Source organism: Streptomyces griseorubiginosus (genome assembly GCF_001514195.1).
In the GTDB taxonomy this organism is placed as follows: Bacteria; Actinomycetota; Actinomycetes; order Streptomycetales; family Streptomycetaceae; genus Streptomyces; species Streptomyces griseorubiginosus.
In genome coordinates, this window is the sequence record NZ_KQ948753.1 from 1 (window position 1) to 12,505 (window position 12,505).

At 68.4% G+C, this 12,505-nt stretch carries 12 protein-coding genes; 7 read left to right on the forward strand and 5 right to left on the reverse strand.

The annotated features are described in order from the left end of the window. Positions 1 to 24: 24 nt before the first annotated feature. Both AQJ54_RS42375 and AQJ54_RS42380 read right to left on the reverse strand, forming a co-directional pair. Positions 25 to 1,914, reverse strand: a complete 1,890-nt coding sequence (locus tag AQJ54_RS42375) for a transglycosylase domain-containing protein (protein WP_063806528.1) — start codon at positions 1,912 to 1,914, stop codon at positions 25 to 27. A gap of 1,160 nt (positions 1,915 to 3,074) precedes the next feature. Further along, positions 3,075 to 4,364 carry a L,D-transpeptidase gene (locus tag AQJ54_RS42380; RefSeq protein WP_079070320.1) on the reverse strand — a complete coding sequence of 430 codons (1,290 nt, stop codon included), beginning with the start codon at positions 4,362 to 4,364 and terminating at the stop codon, positions 3,075 to 3,077. A 109-nt stretch (positions 4,365 to 4,473) separates the two neighbouring features. Here AQJ54_RS42380 and AQJ54_RS42385 point away from each other — a divergent pair, with 109 nt between their 5' ends. Next, the gene (locus AQJ54_RS42385; protein ID WP_062246915.1) at positions 4,474 to 5,169 is read left to right on the forward strand and encodes a response regulator transcription factor; all 696 of its coding nucleotides are present in this window, start codon (positions 4,474 to 4,476) and stop codon (positions 5,167 to 5,169) included. Then, positions 5,166 to 7,043, forward strand: coding sequence for a sensor histidine kinase (locus tag AQJ54_RS42390; RefSeq protein WP_062246917.1), 1,878 nt, complete (start codon positions 5,166 to 5,168; stop codon positions 7,041 to 7,043). The genes AQJ54_RS42385 and AQJ54_RS42390 overlap by 4 nt, the downstream gene beginning before the upstream one ends. 317 nt (positions 7,044 to 7,360) lie before the next feature. Here AQJ54_RS42390 and AQJ54_RS42395 read toward each other — a convergent pair whose 3' ends face one another. Then, complete coding sequence (locus tag AQJ54_RS42395) at positions 7,361 to 7,831, reverse strand: hypothetical protein (RefSeq protein WP_062246918.1); 471 nt, start codon at positions 7,829 to 7,831, stop codon at positions 7,361 to 7,363. A 74-nt stretch (positions 7,832 to 7,905) separates the two neighbouring features. Here AQJ54_RS42395 and AQJ54_RS42400 point away from each other — a divergent pair, with 74 nt between their 5' ends. The 4 genes from AQJ54_RS42400 (at position 7,906) to AQJ54_RS42415 (ending at position 11,105) form a co-directional block, all read left to right on the forward strand. After that, positions 7,906 to 8,160, forward strand: a complete 255-nt coding sequence (locus AQJ54_RS42400; RefSeq protein ID WP_062246920.1) for a hypothetical protein — start codon at positions 7,906 to 7,908, stop codon at positions 8,158 to 8,160. Next, positions 8,157 to 8,528 (forward strand): hypothetical protein, encoded by a 372-nt coding sequence (locus AQJ54_RS42405; RefSeq protein WP_062246922.1) that lies wholly within the window; start codon positions 8,157 to 8,159, stop codon positions 8,526 to 8,528. The genes AQJ54_RS42400 and AQJ54_RS42405 overlap by 4 nt, the downstream gene beginning before the upstream one ends. Positions 8,529 to 8,675: 147 nt before the next feature. Further along, positions 8,676 to 9,410, forward strand: a complete 735-nt coding sequence (locus AQJ54_RS42410) for a prepilin peptidase (RefSeq protein ID WP_062246923.1) — start codon at positions 8,676 to 8,678, stop codon at positions 9,408 to 9,410. Positions 9,411 to 9,890: 480 nt separating this feature from the next. Next, on the forward strand, positions 9,891 to 11,105 hold the full coding sequence (locus AQJ54_RS42415; RefSeq protein ID WP_079070321.1) for a UDP-N-acetylglucosamine--N-acetylmuramyl-(pentapeptide) pyrophosphoryl-undecaprenol N-acetylglucosamine transferase: 1,215 nt from the start codon (positions 9,891 to 9,893) through the stop codon (positions 11,103 to 11,105). Here the strand turns inward: AQJ54_RS42415 and AQJ54_RS45505 are convergent. Together AQJ54_RS45505 and AQJ54_RS45510 are read right to left on the reverse strand one after the other, a co-directional pair. Further along, the gene (locus tag AQJ54_RS45505) at positions 11,071 to 11,550 is read right to left on the reverse strand and encodes an arsenate reductase/protein-tyrosine-phosphatase family protein (RefSeq protein ID WP_248845596.1); all 480 of its coding nucleotides are present in this window, start codon (positions 11,548 to 11,550) and stop codon (positions 11,071 to 11,073) included. The two genes, AQJ54_RS42415 and AQJ54_RS45505, sit on opposite strands and share 35 nt — an antisense overlap. Next, positions 11,547 to 11,759, reverse strand: a complete 213-nt coding sequence (locus AQJ54_RS45510) for a hypothetical protein (protein WP_062246927.1) — start codon at positions 11,757 to 11,759, stop codon at positions 11,547 to 11,549. Before AQJ54_RS45510 ends, AQJ54_RS45505 begins: the two co-directional genes overlap by 4 nt. Before the next feature lie 306 nt (positions 11,760 to 12,065). Between AQJ54_RS45510 and AQJ54_RS42430 the strand changes: the two genes are divergently transcribed. Next, positions 12,066 to 12,505 (forward strand): transposase (locus tag AQJ54_RS42430; protein WP_159055668.1); only part of this gene is annotated, 440 nt, incomplete at its 3' end.

Sequence of the window (12,505 nt, forward strand, 5' to 3'; positions counted from 1 at the left end):
TCGCCGCCTTGCCCACCGAAGCGATCACGGAGCCGAGCGACTCGTCGCTGTGGGGGTGATTGCTGGCGTCGATGCTGCCCGTGCGCCCTGTTTGAGCTTCTGCTCCGTCGTGGTCGGTTCTTCGTCCGGATCGGACGAGTGAGTCGACTGCGATGTGGCCTTCGTGACCGGGTCTCGCTTCGCGCGCGTGGTGCGGTTCAGGTCGAATTTTCCGGTGGTTCCCATGAAGCGGGCCCAGATCCGTGGCGGGAAGATGTTGCCGCGGATTGAGTCAGAGCCGCCCACGTTGGTGAGCGGAAGGAGCTGGGCCTGGCCAGGCTTGTTACGGAAGAGGGTGATCGCGGTGGACAGGTCTTTGGTGTAGCCCACGAACCAAGCCGACTTGGTCACGTCGCGGTCACCGGTGGCGACGGATGCGGCGCCTGGGACGATGGACTGGGTACCGTTTTGAACGGCCACACTTTGCAGCACTTTGTTGACGACCTGGGCCACCTTTGGACTGAACGCGGCTCGGGCGTGTGGATGGTCCAGACCGCCCACCGGCTTGCCCTGCCTGAGGACTTGGGACACCGAGTACGGGTCGTTCTGCTGGCCTCCGTTGGCGAAGGTGGAGTAGGCGTCGGCCATGCGGATGGCGCTGGGTGTAGAGGTCCCTGTCGGGAAGGTCTGCTCCAGGGGGGCCATGCTGCTCTTCAGCAGCCCGGCCTTGACCGCTGCGTTCCGGATCCGCGCCCAGCCTATGGCCTTGCCCAGTTGGACGAACGGTGCATGGTCCGAGGTCACCAGAGCGTCTTGCATGTCTGCAAGCGTGGGGGGAGGCGATTTCGCCGAAGAGGGTACGGGACTGGCGCGCAGTTCGCTGTCGAGGAGGGCCAGGAGCGCGAAGGGCTTGAACACTGATCCTGCCTTGACGCCGGAGGTGTCCGCGTTGTTGGTGAAGTGCTTGGTGGCGTCCGAGCCGCCGTACAGGGCGAGTATGGCACCGTCCGCGGGACGAATGGTGGCGGCGCCGACCTGGACATCGCGGTCCGTGGAACGGTTCTTCGGGTCGAGGCCCTCGCGGGTGACGTCCTCGACGGCCTGCTGCAGTCGCTGCACCTTGTCCTTTTCGAAGGTGGTGTGGATCCGATAGCCGCCGCGCGCGAGGTCCCTGTCGGTCAGTCCGGTGCGTTTGGTGATGTAGGCGTTGGCGACGTTGACGAGGTAGCCGGTCTGACCGGCGAGACTCGTCGCCACCGACTGCTTCTTCGGTTCCGGGAACTTCCGGTACGTGGCTCGCTCCGTTGGGGACATCAGCCCCACCGTGACCTCGCGGTCCAGAGTCCAGCTCCAACGTGTGACCGCGCGGTGGTGGTTGGCCGCGCCGGCAGCGGGGTCGTACTGTTCCGCGCCCTTCAGCAGCGAAGCCAGCAACGCGGCCTGGCTGGGGTCGAGGTCCTTGGCCGGAATGCCGTAGTAGGCGTACGCCGCAGCCTGGATGCCGTAGGCCTGGCGGCCGAACCAGCTGGTGTTCAGATAGCCCTGGAGGATCGCGTCCTTGCTCTTCGTCTGGTTCACCTTCAGGGCGATGACGAATTCCTTGATCTTGCGGGTCAGGGTCTGGTCTTGGGACAGAAAGGTGTTCTTCACGTACTGCTGGGTGATGGTTGAACCGCCCTGGACGTCCTGGCCCTTGGCCATGTTGACGATCGCGCGTAGCTCGCCCTTGAGCGAGACACCGGGATCGCTGTAGAAACTCGCGTTCTCCGCCGCCACCACCGCGCTGCGCATCGAACGGGGTATCTGGGACAGCGGCACGATCTGCCGGTTCACTGCCCCTACGGCCGTCATCTGGGTGCCGTCGGCCCAGTAGTAGACGTTGGCCTCCTGTCGTGCCGCTGCGTTCTCGTCCGGTATGCCGACCTGCGAGTACACGTATGCGAAGAGTGCGCACAGAGTGCCTGTGGTCAGCAGAAAGCCCCCGAGTAGCAGGCGCCACGACGGCAGCCAGCGACGGAGACCTTTTCTGCCACGGCGTGGGTAGTCGATCAAGCGCCTGCGGCCGGAGCCGGCGACACGGCCTTTCCGTGTCGGTCGGGAAGACGCCTGCCGTGTCGGTGACTTGCGCAATTCTAGGAACTCCTTGTTCGAACAGCCGCCCCAGAGGGCACGCGGAGAGCGGGCAGAGGCCGGGGAGCAGTCCTACGGCAGCTCCCGGGGCAGGACGGAGGTCCATTGGTCTGGTGACCCGCCGAGGGCGCGCGATGCCCGGCGTCATGTCCGTAGAGGCTGGAGAAGACGTGTGATCGAACCTGGTTCGGGATGTCACGAGACCGTAACGGTCGATCATCTGTGGACTGCGCTCACAGCGGGTCACGCCGGTCGTATTTGAGCCCCAGCAACTCCTTCATGTGCTGCTGCGTCAAGTCTCACGCAGCCGTGGGTGCCTCCGCCGTGGTCGACGTGCAGCCAGATGTCGCCATCGCGTTCCGCACCGAGCGGACGGGTCGTGTCGAGCGGTGAGGTGCCCGGCCTGCGGTACTCGATTGCGACCATGTAGTCGAAGGAGCCGACGGGCGGCTCGCCCTCGAATCCCGCGCTGCCGGCGATGAAGGCACCGGACCGGTAGTAGGGCAGCTTCGTGCCCGGGTCGGCGAGTAGTCCGCCCGCATTACTGAAAGGGTGAACCCACCGATGGGCGAGTGCAGGTCACCCGCGTGATGATCGTCGGTCCAGTCCCGGAGCACATTGTGGGCGGCCCAGGTCTGCCCGACGGCCCAGCCGTTGCCGGTGCGCCGGTACAACACCATCTGCGACTCCGGGGAGTTGTTGTTCTTCCCGGTGACGACGACCTGCCAGGCGTTGTCGGGGATCTCGGCGAGACTCCGGGGCCGAGGCCCGGCAGGTCGCACGCTGCGGAAAAGCTCGTGTCCGCGGCCTTGGCGTGCATGCCGCTTACAGCCCTGGGCATCCTGCTCGCCGACGAAGGCGGAGGGGACGCCGCCCGCCGTCCTGTCGCCAGGGCCGCTGCACCCAGCCAGGGGCAGGATCGCGGCGGGAACCGGCACGGGAGACCATCCGGGAGAAAAGGTGCTTCACCGCGCCGAACCCGCCGTCCACTCACTCCACGGCATGTTCCAGCCGTTGAGTCCGTTGTCGGGAGCGATCACCTTGTCGTGGGAGTTCTTCACCACGACCACGTCGCCGATGAGGGAGTTGTCGTAGAACCAGGCGGCGTCCTGGCCAGGGTCGGCGCCGCCCTTGGTGTCGTTGAGGCCCACACAGCCGTGGCTGATGTTGGAATGGCCGAAGACGGAGTCGTTGCCCCAGTAGTTGCCGTGGACGAAGGTGCCCGAGGTGGAGAGCCGCATGGCGTGCGGGACGTCGGGGATGTCGTACTGGCCGGCGTAACCGACCGTGGCGCCGTTCATCCGTGTCGAGATCAGCTTCTCGGATATGACCATCTGTCCGTTCCAGGTGGGCGACGAGGCGGCGCCCGCGGTGATCGGTATGTTCCTCAGGGTGGTGCCGTCCCGGACGACCTTCATGGTGTGCGCGGAGGCGTCCACGGTGGACACCTGACTGCGCCCGACCTTGAACCGGAGGGTCTGGTCCTGTTCGCCGTAGGAGTGGGCGGCTCCTTTCACTCCGGCGAGGTGGATCCTTACCGTGATGGTGGAGCGGGGTTTCCAGTACTCCTGGGGACGGAAGTCAAGCCGTTGCCCGCCGAACCAGTGGCCCACGGCGGTCTGTCCGCTGTCGGAGCTGACCTCGACGGCGGACTCGACGGCCTTCTTGTCGGTGATGGGTTTGTTGAAGGTGAGCGAGACCGGCATGCCCACTCCCACCGTGGAGCCGTTGCCCGGGGTGTAGGTGCTGGTGAACCCGTCGGATTCGGCGAGGGTTGTGAACGTCACGGTTCTGGTCGTGCGGTGGCCGCCGGCGCCGGTGGCCGCGGCGGTCAACCGGTAGGTCGTGCCGTGCTTCAGGTCGTCGGAGGGGGCCCAGCTCTTCTGGTCCGGGGCTCGTTCGCCGGGCACCGCCCGACCGTCCGCGGTGGACAGGGACACCTGGGTGATCGTGCCCCCTTCGACCCTGACCCGGCCGCCGACGGTGACCGGGACATGTTCCTGTCCGTCGGTTGCGTGCAGTTCCAGTCGGAGGGCCTCGGCGCCCTGCGTGTGTGTCTTCGCCGTGTCCCCGGCGGGACTCTTAGCGTCCGACGCTCCGGTGCTGCAGCCGGCCAGCAGGCATACCGAGACGGTCAGCAGCGCCAGCACGGGCCGGACCGGGGCAGGGCGGCCCGGGGCTGGGTGGTCCTGGCCCGGCGCGGATGCCGCTGCCGGGACGGGACGGGTGTGATGTGTGGGTTCTCCGTCGTGCATGGGGCCAGCGTGGAGCGCGGATATCAGGAAGTGGTCAGGGTGTGGGAAGAACCGCAAGGGAGGCGGTACACCGTGCTTACGACTCCTCGGCACGCATAAGGTCAGCGGCGTGTGTGCACATATTCTGGTCGCGGAGGACGACGGCATGCAGGCCGAGCTCATCCGCCAGCTCCTGGTCAAGGAAGGCCATACGGCCGTCGTCGTCTTCGACGGACGGGCTGCTCTCGACGAGGCCCGCAACCACCGGCCCGACCTTGTGATCCTCGATGTCATGCTGCCGGGCCTTGACGGTTTCGGGGTCTGCCGTGTGCTGCGCCGCGACGCGGACATACCGGTGCTGATGCTCACCGCCCGCTCCGCCGAGGACGACCTGCTGCTCGGTCTCGACCTCGGCGCGGACGACTACATGACGAAGCCATACAGTCCCCGGGAGCTGCTGGCGCGCATCCGCATCGTGCTGCGCCGCACCCTGCGTCCTGTCGAGGAATCCCCCGTGCTGCGTGTCGGGGGCGTCACCGTCGACGCGGTACGGCACGAGGTCACCTGTGACGGCGCGGCGGTCGCCTGCACCCCGGGTGAGTTCGCCATTCTGAACGCCATGGCCGCCGAGCCCGAACGGGTCTTCTCACGCCGTCAGTTGCTGCAGCACACCCGCGGTCACGACCGGGCGTCCACCGAGCGGGCCATCGACGTGCACATCCTGAACCTGCGCAAGAAGATCGAGGCTGATCCGCGCACCCCCACACGGCTGCTGACGGTGTTCGGAGTCGGCTACAAACTCGTTGACGGCCAGGGGCCCTCATGACCGGACCGGACGGCATAACGCCCGTTCCCCGCATCCCCTGGCATAAAAGTCTGCTGGTACGGCTGCTGCTCACCTCCGTTGCGATCGCGGTGCTGTCCGTGGGCGCCACCGCCTGGCTGGCCGTGCAGCTCACCACACGGGCCATTCAGGAGGAACGCGGTCAAGTGCTCTCCGACGACTCCGACATCCTGCGTCGGATCAGCGGCTATGCCGCGGTTCATGCCGACTGGGACGGCGTCGGGTCCACCGTGCGCACGCTGTCGCGCACACTGGATCGGCGTATCGCCCTGACCACCGCGGGCGGACGGCTCATCACTGATTCCGCCGCGCCCGGCACCCCGCTGCCTGCCCGTGCCTCGGCCACCGTCGACCCGCTGCGTACAGACACCTACACCGAGTCCGGCGCCCAGCTCGCCGGTATCGACCCGCGGGCGGTGGGACCCTATCGGCTGTCTCATGCAGAGGCGGAGCAGCTGAGCAGACTGGCGCAGGGGCGTGTGGCGTGCCTGACCCGGTTCGGCTACGGCAGCCGCACAAAGCAGATGCCCAGCGGCCGTACGGTGGTCATCGCCGACGATCTCCCGGCGTACGTGCTCTCGCAGTGCGCCGAAGAAACGGCCAACCCGGTGATGCCCACCGAGCGCAAGGCGCTGGCAGCCCTTGCGAAGCTGATGGCCAGCTGTCTCCCCGACAACTGGAAGAGGATGGTCGAGGCAGATCCTGATCTGCGGGAACTGTTCGGCAGCAATGTCATTCCCGGAATGCCCGGCCAGGCGGCCGACACCGTCCACGGCAACCAGCAGGTGCAGAACTGTCTCGATACGGCACGCCGCACCCAGCTCGACCCCTACGTCGCCCCACCGGCGACCCTCTACCTCGGCGACCGCGACCAACAACAGTCGGGCTTCAATCTCTCACCCGTCAACAAGACCAAGATCATCGCAGTCACCGGTCTCGTCCTGGCCGTCACGATCACACTGACCGCCTTCGTCGCCGTCCGTCTCGTCCGCCCCCTGCGCGCCCTGACCGTCGCCGCCCAGCAGCCGCCCGAGCACCATGCACGGGTCGCCGTCACCACCAAGGACGAGACGGGTTTCCTGGCCGCCGCCTTCAACGACCTGACCGCGCGCCGGGAACAGTTGGAGTCCCAGCGCAAGGCCATGGTCAGCGACATCGCCCACGAGCTGCGCACCCCGCTGACCAACATCCGAGGGTGGCTCGAGGTGACCCGCGACGGACTACTCGACCCCGACCCTGGCCTCATCGCCTCCCTGCACGACGAGGCGCTGCAACTGCAGCACATCATTGACGACCTGGGCGACCTCGCTGCGGGCGACGCCGGTACCCTGCGGCTGCACCGGGAACCGCTGGCCGCGGACGAGTTGATCGGCCAGGTAGTCGCCGCCCATCGCAGCCGCGCCGAAGCCGCGGACATAATCCTGCGGGCTGATGCCTGCCCCGGACTCTGGATGGACGCCGACCCGGTACGCATGCGTCAGGTCCTGGGCAACCTCGTCTCCAACGCGCTGCGGCACACTCCTGCGCAGGGCACGGTGACCCTCAGCGCCCGGCAGACGGCGGATGAGGCTGTCCTGACCGTGCGCGACACCGGGGACGGTATAGCCCCCGAAGACCTGCCTCATGTCTTCGAACGGTTCTGGCGCGCCGAGAAATCCCGCAGCAGACGCACCGGGGGCAGCGGTCTCGGCCTGTCCATCGTGCGCCAGTTCGTCGAGGCACACGGCGGAACCGTCACAGCCGGCAGCAATCCCGGCAGCGGAGCGGTCTTCACCGTCCGGCTGCCACGCGTGCCCGGCCCGGAACAGGAGGTGCCGCTGGCATCTGCCGACAGTCCCACCTTGAACTCTGGATGACCAGCGACGACATCCGCTTGCGCCGGGAGGCAGGCCACTTCGTGCGCTGGACCCTCGCCCAGAAGATCACCCGCGACCTCAGCTTCCCCGCCGAACGATGGAACGGCCCCACCCAGCCGATGGACGACGAAGCCCGCTGGGCCACGGCCCGACGCTTGCTGCACCACCACACCCTCAAGCCCGAAGACCGCCTCGCCGGCCTGCTGTTGCTCCTCTATGCCCAGTGGCCCGCCGCGATCGCCCGGCTCACCGTCAAGGACGTCGAGGAGAGGGACGGAACCGTCCGCATCCGCCTCGGCGCCGTCCCGGTCGAGCTATCAGAGCCCGTCGCCCAACTGGCCCTGCAGCAAGTCGAAGTCCGACGCAGCCATGCCGTCCTCGGCCGTACAGACTCTCCCTGGCTCATTCCTGGCGGCCAGCCCGGCCGCCCGATCAGTGCCTGGACCATGGGCGAACGGCTCCGCAACCTCGGCATCCGGCTCGCCGAAGCCCGCTCGACCGCCCTGTTCCAGCTCGCCACCGAGCTGCCCGCAGCCGTCCTCGCCTGCACCTTCGGCCTCGCCATCACCGTCGCCGTCAAATGGCAGCGAGCCGCCGCCGACGACTGGGCCGCCTACGCCGCCGAGGTCAGCCACCGAACCAGCACTCAGGGGCAGGTGCCACACTCCCACGACCCTGGATCGGCTCAGCAACGGGACCAGGACCTCGGCCATGGTGATGCAGCGCGGATCCTTCGCATACGAAGCCATCGGCGTCACCGTAAAGCCGCCGGGCGTAACGAGACGCATTCTGGTGGGCTCCCTCAGCGAGGGCCGCTCCAAGCACGGCGCCGACACCTGCTACCACCCTGCTACCATGAGGTGTGGCTACGAATAAGCAGACCCAGGTCCGGCTGGACGAGGGCGTGCTGGAGGCCGGCAAGGCTGCCGCGCGCTCCCGCCGACTCGACTTCAACAAGTACGTGGAGAGGCTCATCATCGAGGACACCACCGGTGCCCGTGCCGCCGGCATGGCGGCCGCCCAGCGGCTCATCGATGAGCACGGCACGTTCCTCGACGACCTGGAGCAGCAGCTCGACGCCCCGTACGGCCAGCAGCAGCCGGGCGCCGCCGCGTGATCCTGCACGTCGACGAGTCCTGGATCCTCGAAGTAGCGGAGCGGGCCGGGCACCGTGATCCGGCCGCCGACGACTACGGCGTCCCCATCGCCGCCGTCGCCCGCCACCGCGGCGAACTCCTCGAGACCCCCGTCTACGACGGCACCTTCGCCCGCGCCGCCGCCCTGGTGCACACCCTGGGCCGCTGCCGGTGGCTGGAACGCTCCAACCTCACTGTCGCCTGTGCCGTCGCCGTCATGTACCTCGAGGCCAGCCACGTACCCGTCAACCCCACCCGGGAACAGCTCACTGCACTCGCCCATGAGCTGAACAACCCCCGCTCCACCGCCGAGCGGATCGCCTCGTTCTTGCGCACCTGGAAACCCTGACCCGGACCAGGAGCACCCGCTGTTCAACGACCGCTGCCCCGTTCTTCTGCACGTGCAGGAGGTCGCCGTGCAGATGCGCGGTTGGTCCACCGTCTGAAGCGCCGGCCAGAACCCGGGGCTGCCCCTCTCGGCCTTAAGCTCCGTCCGGTGGAGACGCTCTGGATCACCGCGGCGGCAGTCCTGTGGGGTGCCGGCACCGGCCTGCTCATACCGCGCGCCGCCTACCGGCTTTCTGTGCCGCCGGAGGAAGAGTGGCGGGCAACGTGTCCTGGCGGACATGCCTTCGCCGGCTTCAGGGACAGTTGGCTGGGGCAGGCGCGGTGCGCCGACGGCGACTCGTACGGCCCGAGCATGCCCGCCATGGCCGCCATCACGGCCGCGGTCTGCGCCGTCCTGTCGTCCGCCGTCGGCGCACATCCCGAACTGCTGGTCTGGCTGGTGATCGTCCCGGTGGGCGTGCTGCTCGCCACGGTCGACCTCACGGTCCAGCGGCTGCCCGACGTCCTCACCCTGCCGCTCGCCGCGATCTCGCTGGGCCTGCTCGGCGTGGCGGCGCTACTGCCCGGCACCGACGGCAACTGGGGGAGGGCGCTGCTTGGGTCTCTCGCGTTCAGCTCCTTCTGCCTCGTAATGTTCCTGATCAACCCAGCCGCGTTCGGCTTCGGAGACGTCAAACTCGCCCCCACCGTCGGTGCCGTCACTGGCTGGTACGGGTGGGACACCCTCATCGCCGGCGCCATCACCGGGTTCGTGGTCTTCGTGCTGTACGGCCTCAGCCTCATCGTCGCGCGCCGTACTGACCGCAAAACGGCTCATCCGCTCGGACCGTTTCTCCTGGCCGGGGCCGTGGCTGGCGTGCTCCTCGGCTCCCTCTCCAGCTGAGAGGCGACGTCGGCTACGGCCATCACACGCTCTCCGTTTGTGTGGGCCCCGTCGACATCCGACGGGGTGTCACCGATCAGCACGGCCCGCCCTCCGCAGTCGTCCGCGCACGCTGCCGAGACGGCGGACGGAGTCAGCGCGGCCCTCTTGGTCCTCCCCGTAGGCGCCCAACTTCCACACAGCGGACCGCTGAAGGGCGGGCGCCTCGCCCTGAACCTGTCCGCCCCGACCGCACCGGTTCACGCGGTGCCGGTCGTCGCCCCGGGCAGCGCACGGACCGGAGCACCGCTGGTCGCCCGCATGCACGCCAGTCGCTCAGCCCATCAGCTTCGGTGACGCCTCTGCCGAGCTGGACGCCCACGGCATTTCTCTCAACTGGGCGACGGGGTCGAGCGGTTGTCTCGCGGCGTGGTTCGGGTCGTCTCTCGGGTCCGCTACGGTACGAGCCAGTCTCCGTAGTCCGGGCCAGATGGGATCTCGTTGGTGAACAGTGCTCACGCCGCCGCGCCTGATGTCTTCCGGTTGGTCGTGACGGGCGGCGGGACCGGGGGCCACACCTACCCGGCCCTGACCGCTGTCCGCACGCTCCAGGACCGGCTGGCCGGGTCCGGACAGCGGCTGGAAGTTCTGTGGATCGGGACCCATGACGGGCTCGAGGCACGGGTCGCGCCCGCGGAGGGAATCGCGTTCAGCACGGTCGCCACGGGCAAAGTCCGGCGGTCGGCGAATCCGCTGAAGATGCTGTCGGCCGCCAACATGAAGGACATGGCGCGGGTGCCGCTGGGGGGCGCACAGGCCCGCAAGGTGATCACGGAGTTCGGTCCCGACGTGGTCCTGGCGACCGGTGGCTACGTTGCTGTCCCGGCAGGACTCGCGGCCCGGCTGTGCCGGCGGCCGCTGGTGCTGCACGAGCAGACGGTGCGACTCGGTCTGGCCAACCGGCAGCTGGCCGGATCGGCGACGCGGATCGCGGTCTCCTCGGAGTCGACCCTGGCGCTGCTGCCCACAGAGGCGCGTTCGATCGCTGTGGTCACCGGGAACCCGGTACGGCCGCAGGTGCTGTCCGGGCAGGGGCTGAAGGCGATCGAGGCCCTCGGGCTGCGAGGCTTCGATAGCCGTCGGCCCACGGTGTACGTCACCGGGGGCGCCCAGGGCTCCCAGCAGATCAACACGGTCGTCGCGGAAGTCCTGCCTTGGTTGCTGGAGCAGGCGAACGTGATCCACCAGTGCGGTCCCGACCACGTCGAGGCCCTGCGAGGGCGGGCCGCGGTGCTGCCGCCGCAGAGTGCGGGCCGCTACTACGTGAGCGGGTTCGTCGGCGCGGAGCTGCCGGACGTCCTGGCGCTCGCGGATGTGGTGGTCTCGCGTAGCGGGGCGGGCACGCTCGCTGAGCTGACCGCGCTGGGCAAGGCGGCCGTGTTCATCCCGCTGGCCACCTCCGCGGGCAACGAGCAGGCCCACAATGCGCGCCACTTGCAGGAGGCCGGGGCGGCGGTCGCGCTGGAGGGCGAGGTGAGTGGCGAGCGGATGCGTAACGCGTTGGGCCCGCTCCTGGCCGATGCCCATCTGCGGCAGGCGATGGCGGAGCGGGCCCGTCCGCACGGTCGTCCGGATGCGGCTGACCGGCTTGTGGATGTGGTCCTGGAGGCGGCTGAGCAGGCTAGGGCAGGTGCCGGGCAGCACCGCGCTCGATGACTGCCACGCAGTCCTGGAAGGCTGTGTAGGCGTCTTCCCACGGGTCGTGGACGTCTTCGCCGTCGAGGTACAGGTGCAGTTTCGGCGTGGTCTGCTCGTCGGCGGTGGCCGGTAGTTCGTCGAGCACGGTGTGGTCCATGGCCAGGATGGTGTCGGCCCACTCCAGCAGCCGGAAGTTCACTTTGACGGCGATGTGGTCCTCGATGTCGTAGCCGTGCTCGGCGGCGGCCCGGACCGCGTTGCTGTGGGGGCCCTTGCCCACGTGCCGGTAGCGCAGGCCTGCGGAGCGGACGACCACATCGTCCCCGCCCTGCGCGGCCAGGGCGGCGGCCGCGATCGGCGAGCGGATGTGGTTGCCGACGCAGACCACCAGCAGGCGCAACCGGCGCTGATGGCGGCCACCGTCCTGGCCGCCCGTGCTGGACAGGTGCTCGGTCGTGCTCACGGGGTGCCTCCGTCGGGGTGGCAGGGCGCGGGCCCGGCGGCCAGCACCGTGACGTACTTGCTCAGGTAGATGTCCGGTTTCGCGACGAGGCGGTCGTGGTCGACGGGAAGGCCGAACAGGCCGTTGAGGGTCTGCTGCACCAGATCGGCGCCGGCCGCCTCGCTGAGCGCGAAGCCGCCCGCGAACCGGGCGTTGAGCTCGCTGATCACGACGCGGGGACCGCGGCGGTCGTCCGTGATGAAGCCCTGGACGTCGCTGGGCCCGACGGAGCCGACCGCGGCGAGCGTTGCCCTGACCAGCTGAGAGGGTGTTTTGCGCTTTATTAAGGTGTTTTGGATAGGTTTTCATGCTGGCCTGGTGTGGGCGATGAGGTTGATGGGGTCTGTGTTGCAGGAGAGTTGGTTGAGCGGGCGTCTTGGCCTGGCTGCTCCTGTTTCATCCCAAGGCGCCGGGCTATGCGCCGTGCGCTTCGAGCGCTGGCACGCGCGCCTGCGCCTTGCGGGTAGTCCCGAATTGTGCCCGAACGCCGCCGTTATCCGAGTGATCTGACCGATGCCCGCTGGGAGTTGGTCGAGCCGGTACTGACCGCCTGGCCAGCTGAACGCCGCGGCCGTGGACTGGACATCGGCCGGCCTCCGGACCATGACCTGCGCAGCCTCCTGGACGCGATCCTTTACGTGAACCGCACCGGAATCCCCTGGCGCTACCTCCCGCACGACTATCCGCACTGGAACACCGTCTACGCCTACTTCGCCCGGTGGCAGGAGGAGGGCGTCTTCGACCAGCTCAACAGTCTCATTCGCCGCCAAGTCCGCAGGCAGGAAGGCCGTGAGGCCGAACCCAGCGCATGCGTCATCGACTCGCAGAGCATCAAGACGTCCACCAACGTTCCCGCGGCCGGCCAAGGCGTCGATGCGGGCAAGAAGATCGTGGGCCGCAAGCGGAGCATCGTCAT

Coding starts and splice junctions, on each gene's coding strand:
- AQJ54_RS42380 (WP_079070320.1), bottom strand. CDS start 4,364: ATGCACGACGGAGAACCCACACATCACACCCGTCCCGTCCCGGCAGCG.
- AQJ54_RS42390 (WP_062246917.1), top strand. CDS start 5,166: ATGACCGGACCGGACGGCATAACGCCCGTTCCCCGCATCCCCTGGCAT.
- AQJ54_RS42395 (WP_062246918.1), bottom strand. CDS start 7,831: ATGCGTCTCGTTACGCCCGGCGGCTTTACGGTGACGCCGATGGCTTCG.